At 60.7% G+C, this 15,694-nt stretch carries 12 protein-coding genes and 1 pseudogene; 7 read left to right on the top strand and 6 right to left on the bottom strand.

All coding sequences use genetic code 11. The features are described 5' to 3' along the window. Positions 1-2: 2 nt before the first annotated feature. The 6 genes and pseudogenes from ftsA (at position 3) to RD1_RS15360 (ending at position 8,896) form a co-directional block, all read left to right on the top strand. A complete protein-coding gene (ftsA, locus tag RD1_RS15385; protein ID WP_011569463.1) occupies positions 3-1,337 on the top strand; it encodes a cell division protein FtsA in 1,335 nt (444 codons plus the stop codon). Positions 1,338-1,667: 330 nt separating this feature from the next. Next, a pseudogene (gene ftsZ, locus RD1_RS15380) lies at positions 1,668-3,288 on the top strand (cell division protein FtsZ). 203 nt (positions 3,289-3,491) lie between these two features. Beyond that, a complete protein-coding gene (gene lpxC / locus RD1_RS15375) occupies positions 3,492-4,415 on the top strand; it encodes a UDP-3-O-acyl-N-acetylglucosamine deacetylase (RefSeq protein WP_011569461.1) in 924 nt (307 codons plus the stop codon). 177 nt (positions 4,416-4,592) lie between these two features. Continuing rightward, positions 4,593-5,459, top strand: coding sequence for an outer membrane protein assembly factor BamD (locus RD1_RS15370; protein WP_011569460.1), 867 nt, complete (start codon positions 4,593-4,595; stop codon positions 5,457-5,459). Positions 5,460-5,493: 34 nt separating this feature from the next. After that, positions 5,494-7,143 (top strand): DNA repair protein RecN, encoded by a 1,650-nt coding sequence (recN, locus tag RD1_RS15365; protein WP_044033190.1) that lies wholly within the window; start codon positions 5,494-5,496, stop codon positions 7,141-7,143. Between the two features lie 67 nt (positions 7,144-7,210). Continuing rightward, positions 7,211-8,896 (top strand): chloride channel protein, encoded by a 1,686-nt coding sequence (locus RD1_RS15360; protein WP_011569458.1) that lies wholly within the window; start codon positions 7,211-7,213, stop codon positions 8,894-8,896. A gap of 8 nt (positions 8,897-8,904) precedes the next feature. Here the strand turns inward: RD1_RS15360 and RD1_RS15355 are convergent, their stop codons facing one another. From RD1_RS15355 to RD1_RS15335, 5 genes are all read right to left on the bottom strand, one after another. After that, entirely contained in the window at positions 8,905-9,249 is a 345-nt protein-coding gene (locus tag RD1_RS15355; protein ID WP_011569457.1) for a DUF427 domain-containing protein, read from the bottom strand. 75 nt (positions 9,250-9,324) lie between these two features. After that, the gene (locus RD1_RS15350; protein WP_011569456.1) at positions 9,325-11,115 is read right to left on the bottom strand and encodes an aminopeptidase P family protein; all 1,791 of its coding nucleotides are present in this window, start codon (positions 11,113-11,115) and stop codon (positions 9,325-9,327) included. A gap of 46 nt (positions 11,116-11,161) precedes the next feature. Continuing rightward, positions 11,162-13,039 carry a cobaltochelatase subunit CobT gene (gene cobT / locus RD1_RS15345; RefSeq protein ID WP_011569455.1) on the bottom strand — a complete coding sequence of 626 codons (1,878 nt, stop codon included), beginning with the start codon at positions 13,037-13,039 and terminating at the stop codon, positions 11,162-11,164. A 51-nt stretch (positions 13,040-13,090) separates the two neighbouring features. Next, positions 13,091-14,077 (bottom strand): cobaltochelatase subunit CobS, encoded by a 987-nt coding sequence (gene cobS, locus RD1_RS15340; RefSeq protein WP_011569454.1) that lies wholly within the window; start codon positions 14,075-14,077, stop codon positions 13,091-13,093. 122 nt (positions 14,078-14,199) lie between these two features. Then, the gene (locus tag RD1_RS15335; RefSeq protein WP_011569453.1) at positions 14,200-14,826 is read right to left on the bottom strand and encodes a J domain-containing protein; all 627 of its coding nucleotides are present in this window, start codon (positions 14,824-14,826) and stop codon (positions 14,200-14,202) included. Between the two features lie 76 nt (positions 14,827-14,902). Between RD1_RS15335 and RD1_RS15330 the strand changes: the two genes are divergently transcribed. After that, positions 14,903-15,160, top strand: coding sequence for a BolA family protein (locus RD1_RS15330; RefSeq protein WP_011569452.1), 258 nt, complete (start codon positions 14,903-14,905; stop codon positions 15,158-15,160). 9 nt (positions 15,161-15,169) lie between these two features. On the opposite strand, the gene RD1_RS15325 is transcribed toward RD1_RS15330, so the two are convergent. Continuing rightward, complete coding sequence (locus tag RD1_RS15325; protein WP_011569451.1) at positions 15,170-15,634, bottom strand: DUF4177 domain-containing protein; 465 nt, start codon at positions 15,632-15,634, stop codon at positions 15,170-15,172. Positions 15,635-15,694: the final 60 nt, after the last annotated feature.

The raw sequence follows: 15,694 nt of genomic DNA, 5'->3' as shown, positions 1-15,694 counted from the left end.
TGATGACCGATTTATACGAAAGCCAAAGACAGATGCGCAACATGCGCCAGGCCGCGATGCAGCGGGGTGTGGTGGCCATTCTCGATGTAGGGACCTGCAAGGTCACTTGCCTCGTGCTGCGGTTTGATGGCGCACCACCGCTTGGCGATGAGGGGGAGATCGGCTCGCTCGCCGGGCAGTCCGGGTTTCGGGTGATCGGTGTGGGCACCACGCGCTCGCGCGGTGTGAAATTCGGTGAGATCAGCGCGATGCCCGAGACGGAAAGGGCCATTCGCACCGCATTGCAGTGCGCGCAAAAGATGGCCGGGATCCGCGTCGATCATGTGATCGCCTGTTTTGCAGGGGCGGAGCCGCGTTCCTACGGGCTGGACGCGCAGGTGCCGCTGGACGGGCAGGCGGTGGATGAAAATGATGTGGCGCGCGTTCTGGCGGCCTGCGATGTGCCGGATTATGGGGCAGGGCGCGAAGTGCTGCACGCGCAGCCGGTGAATTTCGCGCTGGATCACCGCTCCGGCTTGCGGGATCCGCGTGGGCAGTTGGGCAACAGTCTGTCGGTCGATATGCACATGCTGACCGTGGACGGTGACGCCATCCAGCACCTTGCCCATTGCATCAAGCGGTGTGACCTGGAACTGGCGGGGATCGCCTCTTCGGCCTATGTCAGCGGCATTTCTTCGCTGGTAGAGGACGAGCAGGAACTGGGCGCGGCTTGTATTGATCTGGGCGGTGGCACGACGGGTGTTTCGATCTTTATCAAGAAACACATGATTTACGCCGATACGGTTCGGATGGGTGGCGATCACATCACCTCGGACATCTCGATGGGCTTGCAAATTCCCATGGCCAATGCCGAGCGGATCAAGACCTTTTACGGCGGTGTCCATGCCACGGGCGTTGATGATCGCGAGATGATCGAGATTGGCGGCGATACCGGCGATTTCGAGCATGACAGGCGCACGGCAAGCCGCGCTGAAGTGATCGGCATCATGCGCCCGCGCGTCGAGGAGATCCTCGAAGAGGTGCGCGCGCGACTGGATGCTGCGGGTTTCGATCACCTGCCAAGCCAGCAAATCGTGTTAACGGGCGGTGGTAGTCAAATCCCCGGTCTTGATGGTCTGGCCAGCAAAATTCTGGGACAACAGGTGCGCCTTGGTCGCCCGCTGCGGGTGCATGGCCTGCCGCAGGTCGCAACGGGGCCTGCATTTTCCTCGGTGGTGGGGCTGTCGCTTTTTGCTGCGCATCCGCAGGACGAATGGTGGGACTTTGACATTCCGGCAGACAGCTACCCGCACCGCTCCTTGAAACGCGCGGTCAAATGGTTCCGCGATAACTGGTGACACCAATTGCGCAAGGGTCGAATCGACCCCACAGACGTTGGACACCGCCCATAGGCAGACCGAGCAGTCCGCCAAAAAAGACGAAGTTGCCCCGGCCCCTCGCGGCGCCGGGACCATGAGCGCGTGCGACTGTCTATGGGAATTTTGCCGATTTTCGCAAGATATTGCCGATCATGCCAAGGGTAAGCGGCTAAAGTACTAAAATTCCCTATATTTTGTGGCAATTTGGCGTTTTTTGCGTGACCCTTTGGCGCGCAGGCGGTAGACTGCATGGGGATTGGCAGTAAAAAACGCCCGCGAATGCGGGCAGCAGCACAGGCGGATTTGATCATGACACTTACTCTATCGATGCCGGGGACAGGCGGAACTCAAACCACGCATTACAGTTTTTGGTGTCGGCGGCGCTGGCGGTAACGCGGTGAACAACATGATCGAAAAAGCGCTGGACGGCGTGGATTTCGTGGTTGCCAACACGGACGCGCAGGCGCTTCAGCAGGCCAAATCCGACAACCGCGTCCAGCTGGGTGTGAAAGTGACCGAAGGCCTCGGTGCTGGCGCACGCGCGACAGTGGGGGCCGCCGCCGCCGAGGAAAGCATCGAAGAGATCGTCGATCACCTCGCCGGTGCGCACATGTGTTTCATCACCGCTGGCATGGGGGGCGGCACGGGGACAGGTGCGGCGCCGATCATCGCCCAGGCGGCGCGCGAACTTGGTGTGCTGACCGTTGGTGTTGTGACCAAGCCGTTCCAGTTTGAGGGCGGCAAGCGGATGCGTCAGGCCGAAGATGGCGTTGAGGCGCTGCAAAAGGTCGTGGACACGCTGATCATCATTCCAAACCAGAACCTGTTCCGCCTTGCCAACGAGAAAACAACCTTCACCGAAGCGTTTTCCATGGCGGACGATGTGTTGTACCAAGGCGTCAAGGGCGTCACGGATCTGATGGTGCGTCCCGGTCTGATCAACCTTGATTTCGCCGACGTGCGCGCGGTCATGGATGAGATGGGCAAGGCGATGATGGGCACCGGCGAGGCCGATGGCGAAGACCGCGCCATTCAGGCGGCGGAAAAGGCGATTGCCAACCCGCTGCTGGACGAGATCTCCCTGCGCGGTGCCAAGGGTGTTCTGATCAACATCACCGGTGGTCATGACCTGACGCTGTTCGAACTGGACGAGGCGGCAAACCGCATCCGCGAAGAGGTGGACCCGGATGCAAATATCATCGTCGGCTCGACCCTTGATACCGATATGGGTGGCCTGATGCGCGTCAGCGTCGTGGCGACCGGCATTGATGCGGTCGATGTAAACACGGATATTCCGGTGCCGCGCCGCTCCATGTCGCAACCGCTGACACCATCCGTCGCGGTTCAGGACCCTGTCGTGGAGCCTGCGCCGGATGAAGAAATGCCGCAGGACGTCGCCGCCAGTGCCGAGCATGTGGATGAGCCTTCCCTGTTCGAAGGGCTGGATGGTGCGGCTGATGCAGCACCTGCGCGGGACGATGGCCTGTTCGAGACAGCGCCCATGCAGGATGACGTGAGCGATCTGCCGCCCCCGGCCTATCAGCCACAAGTACCCGCATTCGAACCCGCGCGGGATATGATGGATACGGCGGCTGACAGTTTCGTCGCACCGCGCGCCCCTGCGCCGGGCACACCCTCGCCAGAGGCGATGGCCCGTCTGCGTGCAGCGGCGGAAAAATCAGCGCCGCGCAGTCAGGCGAGACCACAGGCAGCGCCAGCCGAGGCCGGTGAAGAGCGCCCGCGCTTCGGGATCAATTCGCTGATCAATCGCATGACAGGTCACGCCGAGACAGGCCAGCCTGCCGCGCCGCGGCAGCAGCCCCAGATGCAGAACCGCGCCTCTGCGCCCGCTGCAGTGCCGCAAGATCAGGATGATCCGGATCAGGAACGTATCGAAATTCCCGCGTTTTTGCGCCGTCAAGCCAACTGAACCGATCACGAAATGACGTTGAGGGGCTGCCGCAAGGTGGCCCTTTTTCTATGATTATCATGAATTTAGCCACGATATGGCGTGTTTGCGCTCAATTGTAACAGCTGTGTTTCAGACGGTTGCAAAGATTGAGTTGAGCCTTTGGCCCCCAGTCCATAACTACGTTAGCAACCGGACAGGAGTCCGCCGCTTTTGGAGGCCACGTGCAAACCACGCTCAAATCATCGATCAGCTTTTTCGGCTATGGCCTGCACTCAGGCCAGCGCGTCAGCATGGTGATCCGCCCCGCCTCTGCGGAGCATGGGATCTGGTTTGCGCGTACCGATGTGGCTGTCGGTGATCGCATGATCCCGGCGCGCTGGGATGCGGTTCTGCGCTCGCCTCTGTGCACGAAGCTTGAAAACGCGACTGGTCTGCAGGTGTCGACGGTTGAACATGTGATGGCGGCCCTCGCAGGCTGTGGCGTGCACAATGCCCTGATCGAAATCGACGGACCTGAAGTGCCGATCCTTGATGGCTCTGCGGCACCCTTCGTGCGCGGGATCATGCAGCGCGGCTTGCGCACGTTGAAGGCACCCGTGCGTGCCTTCGAGGTGTTGAAAAAGGTCACCGTGACGGACGGCGCAGCATCTGCCACTCTCGCACCTGCTGAAACGCTGAAGATCGATTTTGAAATCAATTTCGAAGACGCGGCCATCGGGCATCAAAAGAAATCCCTCGTCATGAACAACGGCAGCTTTGCGCGTGAGCTTTGTGACAGCCGCACGTTCTGCCGTCAGGCGGATGTGGATGCGATGCGCGCGAATGGTCTCGCATTGGGCGGCAGTTCCGGTGAGAACGCGGTCGTTTTCGAAGGAGATCGCGTGTTGAGCCCGGGTGGTCTGCGTCACAGCGATGAGCCTGTGCGCCACAAGATGCTGGACGCATTGGGTGATCTGGCGCTCGCCGGGGCGCCTCTGATCGGACATTACACTGGTGTGCGCGCGGGCCATTCGCTGACGAACACATTGCTGCGCACCCTGTTTGCGACACCGGATGCGGTACGGATGATTGTCTGTGATCAGGCTGCCGCCTCACGCTTGCCGGGCTATGGTCTGGTGTGGGATGAAATTCCAGCGGTTGCGTGAATAATTTGACGGACCGAATGGCGTATTTGCGTCCCTTTGCATTTTCTGCGGCAGGTGATCCACGCTTATCCAAATCGTGAACGCAAATGGCATTTTGCCTCCCGAAATTCTATGCTAGGACAAGCGGGAGCGGTGGGTGAGAGTCTGTCGCGGAGGAAGAATCGAAGGTATCTGGGCATGAGTTGGCGAGGATCTGCACAGCGTTTTTCAGCGGTTGCGCTCTTGATTGTCGGTATGGCCGGATGCACCAGCGATCCCGGCCGCACGACAGGTACGATTTTCAATCCGCAGGAAGTCCCGCTGGAGGCTTTCGAGGCAGAACAAATCTTTGAGCGCGGCGAATTCGAACTGACCCGTAACCGCCCTGACGATGCCGCGTTTTACTTTGCCGAGATCGAGCGCCTTTATCCCTATTCGGATTGGGCGCGCCGGGCTTTGATCATGCAGGCGTTTTCCTATCATCAGGATCAGGACTATCCCAACAGCAGGTCAGCTGCACAGCGATTCATCGACTTTTATCCCGATGATGATGATGCGGCCTATGCGCAATATTTGCTGGCGCTCAGCTATTACGATCAGATCGACGAAGTCGGGCGCGATCAGGGGCTGACGTTTCAGGCGCTTCAGGCGTTGCGCCAAACCATCGAACGCTATCCCGACAGCGAATATGCGCGCTCCTCCATCCTGAAATTTGACCTCGCGTTTGACCATCTTGCGGGCAAGGAAATGGAAATTGGCCGCTATTACTTGCGCCGCGACCATTTCGCCGCTGCGATCAACCGCTTCCGTGTGGTGGTTGAAGATTTTCAGACCACCTCCCACACGCCGGAAGCGTTGCACCGGCTGGTTGAGGCGTATCTGTCCCTCGGTCTGACGGATCAGGCGCAAACGGCAGCGGCGATCCTTGGGTATAATTATCAATCCACTGTGTGGTATCAGGACAGCTTTGCATTGCTGACCGGGCAGGGGTTGCGACCCGAAGCAACCGGGGACGGATGGCTTGGCCAGGTGTACCGTCAGACCGTGCGCGGCGAATGGCTCTGACGCAACCTGCAAGACCGAAAAACGGATAGGGCCTATGCTGCGCGGGCTGGATATTCAGAACATGCTGATCATCGACCGGCTGGAGCTTGCCTTCGAGCCGGGGTTGAATGTGCTGACCGGTGAGACCGGTGCGGGCAAATCCATCCTGTTGGACGCGCTCGGCTTTGTTCTGGGCTGGCGCGGTCGCGCTGATCTCGTACGGCAAGGGGCCGAGCAGGGAGAGGTGACCGCTTGGTTTGACCTCGGCGCCGACCATCCTGCACACGCCATCCTGCAAGAGGCGGGATTGCCCGCAGGAGATGAGCTGTTGTTACGTCGTATCAACATGCAGGACGGGCGCAAGACGGCTTGGGTCAATGATCGGCGCTGTTCGGGTGAGGTGCTGCGCGCCCTGTCGGAAACGCTGGTGGAATTGCACGGGCAGCATGATGATCGCGGGCTGTTGAACCCCCGTGGCCACAAGGCGATTCTGGATGAATTTGGCAAGCTTGACGCGCTGAAGTCAAAGGTGCGCAAAGCATGGGGCGCAAAGGGTGCGGCGGCAAAGGCGCTGGCAGCGGCTGAGGCTGCGATGGCCGCCATCCGTGAAGAAGAGGATTTTCTGCGGCACGCGGTGGCGGAACTGGACGCTCTGTCGCCCATGCCCGGTGAAGAGGCCGAGCTTGATCAGAAACGCCGTGCGATGCAGGGTGCTGAAAAGATCCGAAATGACGTGATCCGCGCCCATGAGGTTCTGGGCAATCAGGGGGCGGAGGCCGCCTTTTCGGATGCCCTGCGCTGGCTTGATGGCGCGGCGGAGCGGGCCGATGGCGCATTGGAAGCCCCGATGGCCGCGCTCGCCCGGGCCATGACGGAACTGGACGAGGCCATGGATGGTATCGTGAGCGTGATTGAAGGGCTGACGTTTAACCCGGCCGAATTGGAAGACACCGAAGAGCGGCTGTTCGCGATCCGTGCCATGGCCCGCAAATACGATGTACTGGCCGATGATCTGGCGGATTATGCCGACGGTCTGCGTCAGAAACTGGAAGCCTTGGACGCCGGGGATGCCGATCTGTCGGATTTGAAAAAGGCTGCTGACGCGGCGGAGATGCAATATCTTGACGTGGCCGCCAAGCTGACAGCGGCGCGGCGCAAGGCGGCGATCCGCCTTGATCGGGCGGTCGCGCAGGAACTGGCACCTTTGAAGATGGAACGCGCCGTCTTTACGACCGAGATCACACAAGACAGCGCCGGACCGGATGGGGTGGACCTTGTTGCCTTCAGCGTGGCGACGAACCCCGGTGCGCCCTCCGGACCGCTGAACAAGATCGCCTCCGGTGGGGAACTCAGCCGCTTTCTGTTGGCGCTCAAGGTGTGCCTGAGCAAAAGCCAGAGCGGTGTGACAATGATTTTTGACGAAATTGACCGGGGCGTTGGCGGCGCGACCGCAGACGCCGTCGGGCGCAGGCTTGCAGCGATTGCAGAAGGGGGGCAGGTGCTGGTCGTGACCCACTCGCCACAGGTTGCCGCCCTCGGCGCGCATCATTGGCGGGTGGAAAAACGAATCGCAAACGGCATGACGACGTCAACCGTGACCGCATTGCCGACCCTCGCGCGTGTCGATGAAATCGCGCGCATGCTCGCCGGGGATACGATCACCGAAGAGGCACGCGGGGCGGCCCGGGCGTTATTGGCGGGCTGACGACTTCAGGGGGCTTTCCCCTGCGTCTAGCTTGGCCTAGACAGGACGGGCGCAAGGGGCAAAACCAATGTCCGGGGATAAACATTCTTTTTTCAGCCAGCAGGTCGACAGGCTGAAGACCTTCCTTCGGGAGGCCTATGACCTTTTGCGCCACCGTGGGCCGAGCCAGATACAGTTTTGGTTCATCGCTTTGGGAGTCGGCGTGGCTGCCGGGTTTGCGGCATTGTTTTTCCGCAAAGGGATCAACGCGTTACAAACCTACCTTTATGGCACCGAAGACGTACGTCTGCTGCACAGCTTTGCGGAGTCGCTGCCATGGTACATGATTTTGATCATCCCCATTGGTGGTGGTCTGGTGGTTGGGGTCATCCTGCATCTCTTCACCAATGATGGCCGCGCGCGGTCGGTCGCGGATGTGATCCACGGGGCCGCCATGAACAATGGCAGGGTCGAGACAAGGGCAGGGCTGGCCTCGGCGCTGGCCTCGATGATCACGCTGGGCACGGGCGGCTCGACGGGGCGCGAGGGGCCGGTCGTGCATCTGGCGGCTGTGATTTCCACTTGGGTCAACCGCAGAATCCTCGCGGATGGGATCACCGGGCGTGACCTTCTGGGCTGTGCCGTTGCGGCGGCGGTCTCGGCCAGCTTTAATGCGCCCATTGCCGGGGCGCTGTTCGCACTTGAGGTGGTTTTGCGCCATTTTGCCGTCCATGCCTTTGCGCCTATCGTGATTGCCAGTGCAGCGGGCACCGTGATCAACCGGCTTGAGTTTGGCGGAGTGACCGAATTCACGCTGACAACGGTGAACGAGGTGCAATTCTATCAGGAATTGCCGGCCTACATTATTCTTGGACTCGTCAGCGGGCTGGTTGCCGTGGCCTTCATGAAGGCGGTTTTCTGGTCAGAAGACGTGGGCAATTTCCTGCAGGACGGCCTGTCCATCCCCCGCTGGCTGCGTCCTGCGATTGCGGGGGCGATGCTGGGGGGGATTGCGATCTTCTACCCCCATATCATCGGCGTCGGTTACGAGACGACCTTTCTGGCCCTGGACGGGCAGCTGTTGCTCTGGGATGCGATTGTTTTTGCCATTTTGAAAACGGCGGCAGTGGCCATCACCATGGCCGGGCGCATGGGCGGAGGGGTCTTTTCGCCCTCGCTGATGATCGGTGCCTTGACGGGCCTGAGCTTTGGTTTGATCGCAACCGGTATCTTTCCCGATGTGTCTGGGTCGATATCCCTTTATGCGCTCGCGGGCATGGGGGCGGTCGCGGCTGCAGTGCTGGGCGCGCCCATATCGACGACACTTATCGTGTTTGAATTGACCGGTGACTGGCAGACCGGTCTTGCGGTGATGGTCGCGGTGTCGCTGTCCACCGCCTTGTCGACGCAGCTTGTCTCGCGCAGTTTCTTTCTGTCGCAGCTTGAACGGCGCAACATTCACCTTGCGGCGGGTCCGCAGGCCTATCTGCTGGCCATGTTCCGGGTCAGCGGCCTTGTGCGGGGTCGTAATGATCCGAATGCCGCAGATGAATCCGCCTGCATGTCGATGATCGAAGAGGGTGTGTTTCTTGGCCCCAATGCGACGCTGGAAGCGGCGATGCCCCTGTTTGAAGACGGGCGTAGTTTTGTGCCCGTCGCCGCCAAAGCCTCAGGGGAGGGGCCGCCGGAACTGGTGGGGGCCCTGTTCCATGTGGATGCTCTCAAGGTCTATAACCGCGCCCTTGCCGCCACCGCCGCCGAAGAGCATTCCTGACGCGGCGATCAAATCTGTTCGACAGTGACATCCCCATCGGTAAAGAACGCCAGATGATCCTTGATGCGCGACACCGCTTCGCTGGGGGTTTCATAGCTCCACACGACGTCTTTCAGCGTCGTGCTTTTCGTGACGACCGAAAAGTAACTGGCGTCGCCCTTATGGGGGCAATGCGTTGATTTTTCTGACGTATCCAGAAAAGCCATCGCAATATCAGCGCGCGGGAAATAGATGACCGGCGGGTAACTCCCCTCGATCAGTTCAAGCGCGTTGCTGCTTTCGCCCAAAACCGCACCGCCTGCACGCACAGACCATGTTCCGTCCGCTTTTCGTATCGTTATATGTTGCGCCATCTTGTTTCCTTCCGTGCTGTGCGTCACCCTATTTTCACACCACATGATTGTAAACGCGGCATCCGGGGACCGCGTTCAGAGAGGTGCGGTCGCAGCCTCAAGCCATTTGCGCGTATCTGCACTGACCCGCGGGCCGATCTTTTCGGCCACATCTGCGTGATAGCTGTTGATCCAGTCGATTTCCGGGCCTGTCATCATCTCCTTGACGATCAGGCGACGGTCAATCGGGGCATAGGTCAGGGTGCGCCATTCCAGCATCTCGCGTTCGGCATCGCCGTCCGGCAGCGCGGGGGCCTTGATCACGACAATCAGGTTTTCGAGCCGGATGCCGAACGCGCCTTCGCGGTAATAGCCCGGTTCGTTCGACAGGATCATACCGGGTTGCAGGGGCACCGAACTCACCCGGCTCAGCCGTTGTGGTCCCTCGTGCACGCTCAGATAGGCGCCGACACCATGGCCCAGCCCGTGGTTAAAATCCTGCCCGGCCAGCCAGAGCGGCACGCGTCCCACCGCCTCGATCTCGCGCCCGGCAAGACCGACGGGCCAGCGCAGGCGGCTCATGGCGATCATGCCCTGCAACACGCGGGTAAAGGCTTCGGCAGCAGCGCGGGGCGGCTCGCCGATGGGGATTGTGCGGGTGATATCGGTGGTGCCGTCAAGGTATTGGCCCCCACTGTCGAGCACGATCAACTGACCCTCCTCCAGCAGGCTGTCGGTTTCCTCGGTGACGCGGTAATGCATGATGGCCCCGTTTGGCCCGGTGCCCGCAATGGTTTCAAAACTGATGTCCTGCAGGGCGTTGTCACTGCGCCGCAGCGTTTCAAGCCGCGTGACCACCTGCGTTTCCGTGATGCTCCCCGGTGCTTGCTGATCAAGCCACGCCAGCAGTTCCACCACAGCCGCACCATCGCGCAGATGGGCCGCCGCCGCCCCTTCGATTTCGGCCTCATTCTTGCAGGCTTTGGGCAGCGCGCAGGGGTCATCCCCCCAGACCACGCGGTCCCCAAGACGTTCCGCCAGATAAAGCGGCACGGTCGCTTTGTGGGCGCGCACCGGCCCTGCAAGATCGTCCAGAAAGCCCGGCAGGCTGTCCGGTGCGTGGATCGTCACGCCGTCGCCGAGATGCGCGCGCACCTCGCTCAGCTTGGCCTCGGCCATGAACAGATGCACATGACCATCCGCCATCAACACGGCAAACCCCTGCGCGACAGGGTTGCGCGCGATATCCGCACCGCGAATGTTCAACAGCCAGCACAGGGCGTCGGGCAGGGTGATCAGCGCTGCCGCTTCACCCGCCTCTTTCAGGGTCGCACCGAGGCGCGCGCATTTGTCACCGTGGCTTTCGCCCGCAAATTCAAGGGGGTGCACTTTGGCAGGGGCCATTGGCGGCGCGGGTTGGTCATGCCAGATCGCATCCACCAGATTGGGGCTAGGCTGCAAGGTGATACCGCTGTTTTTCAGCGCCTTTTCCAGCGTTTCGATTTCACCGGGCGTGTGCAGCCACGGGTCAAATCCGACGATACCGCCACTGGGCATCTGCTCTTTCAGCCAGTCGCCCAAGGATACGTCGGGCCAGGGCACGGGGGTGAAGTCTGCCGCGACCTGCGCCTTGACCTGCGTGCGATAGCGCCCGTCGATGAACACGCCTGCGACGGCCTGCAAAACCGCGCAGAATCCGGCGGAGCCGGTGAAGCCTGTCAGCCATGCAAGCCGTTCGTCATGCGGTCCTACATATTCGCCCTGATGCGCATCCGCCCGCGGCACCAGAAAGCCGTCCAACGCGGCCTCTGCCATACGGTCGCGCAGTGCAGCGAGACGCGGGGGGCCCTGTTCCGGGCGGGCTGTGACTTCAAATGACTGAAACATAGCGATGGATCCCTTTGATTGTGCCGCGATAGAACTGGAGCCGGGTTTAGCCTGCGCGGCGCATGCCCATGACGCGCGCGCGTGCGCGCGGGTCGCTGTCAAAAAGGGCGGCCAGTTGTTCGGTCATCGCGCCTGCAAGCTGGTCGACATCCGTAATGGTCACCGCCCGCTCATAATAGCGCGTGACATCGTGACCGATCCCGATTGCCAACAGTTCAACCGCTTTGCGCTTTTCGACCAAGGCGATCACATCGCGCAGGTGCTTTTCCAGATAGTTCGCGGGGTTCACGGACAGCGTGCTGTCATCCACCGGCGCACCATCCGAGATGACCATGAGGATCTTGCGCGCCTCGCCCCGCATCAGCATACGCCGGTGCGCCCATTCAAGCGCTTCCCCGTCGATGTTTTCCTTGAGCAACCCTTCTTTCATCATCAGGCCCAGATTGGGACGGGTCCGCCGCCAGGGCGCATCGGCCGATTTGTAGATGATGTGGCGCAGGTCGTTCAGCCGGCCGGGCTGTTGGGGGCGGCCATCGTTCAGCCAGGCCTCGCGGGCCTGCCCGCCTTTCCACGCGCGGGTGGTAAAGCCGAGGATTTCCACCTTGACGTTGCAGCGCTCCAGCGTGCGCGCCAGCACATCGGCACAAATCGCCGCAATCGAAATCGGACGCCCCCGCATGGAGCCGGAGTTGTCCAGCAGCAGCGTCACCACGGTATCGCGAAACTCGGTGTCCTTCTCGACCTTGAAGCTGAGCGGCGTGGTCGGGTTGGCCACCACACGCGCCAGCCGGCCCGCATCAAGCATGCCCTCTTCGAGGTCGAATTCCCATGACCGGTTCTGCTGCGCCTGAAGGCGTCGTTGCAATTTGTTCGCAAGGCGGCTCACGGCCCCTTTGAGCGGCTCAAGCTGCTGATCGAGATAGGCGCGCAGACGTTCCAGCTCAACCGGTTCGGCGAGGTCTTCGGCGTTGATCTCTTCGTCGTGATCCCCGAGGTAGACCATGTAATTCGGGTCCGCATCCGACACCGGCTGCGGGGCGGGTGGCTCAAGCGGGGCCTCGCCTTCGGGCATTTCCGCTTCATCGCCCATCTCCTGATCGGCCATGTCATCCATGGAGACCTGCGCCTGCGCGGCATCCTGCTGATCTTCCTGGCTCTGTTCGGGGGAGGCGTCCGCGTCTTCCTCGTCCTGATCATCCTGCCCGGTGCTGTCGGGTTCGTTCTGATCCTCGCTGCCCTCTTCGGCGTCGTCTTCCTGATCCTCGTCCACCTGATCGGGATCATCGCCAAGCTGGTCCCCATAGCCCAGATCGGAGATCATCTGACGGGAGAATTTCGCAAACGCCGCCTGATCCGCCAACGTCTCATCCAATGCGTCAAGCGTACCGCCGGCCTGCTCTTCGATGAAACCGCGCCACAGATCCATGACGTTTTGCGCCCCGGAAGGCAGATCGCGGCCCGTCGCAAGATGGCGGATCAGATAGCCTGCCGCCGTGGCCAGCGGTACATCCGCCGCCTGCGTGACCTGATCATAGCCCTTGCGCATCGCTTCATGCGCGATCTTGGCGTCAATATTGCCCGCCGTACCCGGCATGTCGCGCGCGCCCACGGCCTCGCAGCGGGCGGTCTCCATCGCCTCGTACAACTCGCGCGCCATTTCGCCTTGTGGGGCATAGCGGGCGTGGGTCTCACCATTGTGATAGCGCCGGTTCAGCGCCAGAGCATCCGCCGTGCCGCGCGCCAACAGAACCTCGGCGCGCGTCATGCGGCGGCTCACCTGCGGCAAACGCATCGCATCCCCGGACAGGCCCGCCGGATCCACCGAATAGCTGACCGACAGCTCCGGATCATCCGCCATGACCTTCGTCGCCTCGGTCAGCGCCTTTTTAAAGGCATCTGCGGGATTGTCAGAAGGCTTGCTCATACGGTTGTTCCCATCGGATTGGCACGGGGTCTCCGCGCCACGTTCAGCACCTTACCCCAAGCTCAGGCTTGCCGCGCTTTCGGGCAGTTCCTCGTCGAACAGGCGTTGGTAGAACTCGGCGACCGTCTGGCGTTCCAGCTCGTCGCATTTGTTCAGGAAGGACAGGCGGAAGGCATAGCCCACGTTGCGGAAAATCTCGGCGTTCTGGGCCCATGCGATCACGGTGCGCGGGGACATCACGGTGGACAGATCACCATTCATGAAGGCGGTCCGTGTGAGGTCTGCAACTGTGACCATCTGTTTGACGGTCTTGCGCCCTTTTTCGGTGTTGTAATGCGGGTTCTTGCTGAGCACGATGGCGGTTTCGGCATCAATGCTGAGGTAGTTCAGCGACGCCACCAGCGACCAGCGGTCCATCTGGCCCTGGTTGATCTGCTGTGTGCCATGATAAAGGCCGGTCGTGTCGCCAAGACCAACGGTGTTTGCCGTCGCGAAAATCCGGAAATAGGGGTGCGGCGTGATAACCTTGTTCTGATCGAGCAGGGTCAGCTTGCCATCCACCTCCAGCACCCGCTGGATCACGAACATCACATCCGCACGGCCGGCATCATATTCATCGAAGACGATGGCGGTCGGGTTGCTCAGCGCCCAGGGCAGGATGCCCTCCTGAAAATCGGTGACCTGCTTGCCGTCTTTCAGCTTGATCGCATCCTTGCCGATCAGGTCGATCCGGCTGATGTGGCTGTCGAGGTTCACGCGCACGGCAGGCCAGTTCAGACGCGCGGCCACCTGTTCGATATGGGTCGATTTACCCGTGCCATGATACCCCTGGATCATGACCCGGCGGTTGTGCGCAAAACCCGCAAGGATCGCCAGCGTCGTGTCGGGGTCGAATTTATACGTCGAGTCCACGTCCGGGACCCGGTCACTGGCCTCGGCAAAGCCTTTCACGACCATATCTGTATCAATGCCAAACACGTCACGGACATTGATGTCTTCGGTCGGCTTTGTATTAATGTCCAGTGCGCCATCGGCCATGAGAATTGGTCCTTCGAATTACGTGGTTGAGGGGCAGGTGCGAACCTGCGCCATCTCGTGCAATATATTGCAAGCAGGTGCAAGGGAAAGGGCGGTGATATTTGCGCAGCCTGTTTGGCCCGTCAGCTTTTGAAGTTCCGGCTGCCCTTGATCTGATCCCAGGCCCAGACGACTTCCTGCAATTGTTCTTCCTGACTGCGATCGCCGCCGTTCATATCCGGATGCAGCACCTTGATGAGCGCCTTGTAGGCCTTGCGCACTTCCGGTTTGCTCCAGGTGTCTTTCGCTTCGAGGATTTCCAAGGCGCGGCGTTCGGTCGGTGGCAGGCGGCGCCCGGACTGTGCCCCTTTTCCGGGGTTTTGCGTCGCGTTGGAGCCCAGCACCTGATGCGGATCCTCGATGCCAAGGCGTGCCCACGCGCGCGCTTCGGGGTCGCCCATCGGTTTGGTGTTGCGTTCCCACACCTTGTCCTTGGACATCTGCGCGTTCATCTCGGCTTCGGTGGTCCCGTCAAAGAAATTCCATTTCAGGTTATACTCACGCACATGGGTCTGGCAGAACCAGTAATAGTCATCCAGCACATCGGGGGCTTTGGGCGCGCGGTATTTGCCCGGATCATTGCACCCCTCCTTGTCGCAGATACGTCTCGACGTTTCCGAGGCGCCGGACATGCCGCGTCTGCCGCGTGGGTTTTTCTTCTTGGACGAAGAAACGGACATGTCGAATCCAAATGGATCAGGTTTTGTCATGATTGGCACCTATACGAGTCGAGGTTGCGTAGTTTAGACTGACTGAGAAAAGATTGAAGGGGGCAGAGGGAAAAAAATGTCGAAACGGCAAGATATTGAAGACAGCTTGCAACAAGCCTTCGCGCCGCGCCTGCTGGAGGTCGTGGATGATACCGAAAGCCACCGGGGCCACGCGGGCTTTACCGAAGGTGTCGAGAGCCATTTCAATGTGATGATCCGCTCGGACCACTTCGCCGGGATGAACCGCATCCAGCGCCACCGTGCGATCCATGGCGCGCTCGGGCCTGAGCTGATTGCCCAAATCCACGCGCTGGCACTTGATGTAAATGTTTAGGGTCGCGCTCTAATCATCTGTTTTGTCAGGTTTTCGTGTTTCTGCCAACTGTTTGAGCGACGTTGTAACACCGGATACATCACTGAGTTCCTCAACGCCGTTGTCATGCAGCATACGGCTGGCCCCGGCGCTGTGGGAGGCGTCATCTTGCGGTGTCTGGGGGGTGGTGATTTCGGGTAACTCCTCCGCCTTGGGTTCATCCGGGGCGGCCTCGGTAACGGTGACCGGTGTTGCGCTGGAAACTTCCGGTCTGCGGAACACCAGCACATTGCGCCATTTTGTGGTTGTGGAGGTCAGCCCGGACCGTTCCGTTGATGGCAGTGTTTCCGCACGCTGATATTCCCAGCCCTGAGCGGCCATCTCATTCATGACGGCTTCCAATGCGTGGGAGAACCGCGCCTCCGCCGTCTTGATCCCCTTGGCTTTCAACCCGCGTGTCGGGGCGGCAATAACCTTGTATTCGTAGCGTTGCATGTGCCCTCCTGCGACATGGGTTTCGCCGTTCTATAGCAATGGATGAGGTGGGCTGAAAGT

This window comes from Roseobacter denitrificans OCh 114 (assembly GCF_000014045.1).
GTDB lineage: Bacteria > Pseudomonadota > Alphaproteobacteria > Rhodobacterales > Rhodobacteraceae > Roseobacter > Roseobacter denitrificans.
The sequence above is the reverse complement of the archived record's forward strand: the minus strand, read 5'-3'. Positions and strand labels throughout refer to the sequence as shown.

Bases quoted from the DNA above. Each gene is read 5' to 3' on its own strand.
- ftsA (WP_011569463.1), top strand. From the start codon at position 3: ATGACCGATTTATACGAAAGCCAAAGACAGATGCGCAACATGCGCCAG.
- RD1_RS15370 (WP_011569460.1), top strand. From the start codon at position 4,593: ATGAGTTGGCGAGGATCTGCACAGCGTTTTTCAGCGGTTGCGCTCTTG.
- recN (WP_044033190.1), top strand. From the start codon at position 5,494: ATGCTGCGCGGGCTGGATATTCAGAACATGCTGATCATCGACCGGCTG.
- RD1_RS15360 (WP_011569458.1), top strand. From the start codon at position 7,211: ATGTCCGGGGATAAACATTCTTTTTTCAGCCAGCAGGTCGACAGGCTG.
- RD1_RS15355 (WP_011569457.1), bottom strand. From the start codon at position 9,249: ATGGCGCAACATATAACGATACGAAAAGCGGACGGAACATGGTCTGTG.
- RD1_RS15350 (WP_011569456.1), bottom strand. From the start codon at position 11,115: ATGTTTCAGTCATTTGAAGTCACAGCCCGCCCGGAACAGGGCCCCCCG.
- cobT (WP_011569455.1), bottom strand. From the start codon at position 13,039: ATGAGCAAGCCTTCTGACAATCCCGCAGATGCCTTTAAAAAGGCGCTG.
- cobS (WP_011569454.1), bottom strand. From the start codon at position 14,077: ATGGCCGATGGCGCACTGGACATTAATACAAAGCCGACCGAAGACATC.
- RD1_RS15335 (WP_011569453.1), bottom strand. From the start codon at position 14,826: ATGACAAAACCTGATCCATTTGGATTCGACATGTCCGTTTCTTCGTCC.
- RD1_RS15330 (WP_011569452.1), top strand. From the start codon at position 14,903: ATGTCGAAACGGCAAGATATTGAAGACAGCTTGCAACAAGCCTTCGCG.
- RD1_RS15325 (WP_011569451.1), bottom strand. From the start codon at position 15,634: ATGCAACGCTACGAATACAAGGTTATTGCCGCCCCGACACGCGGGTTG.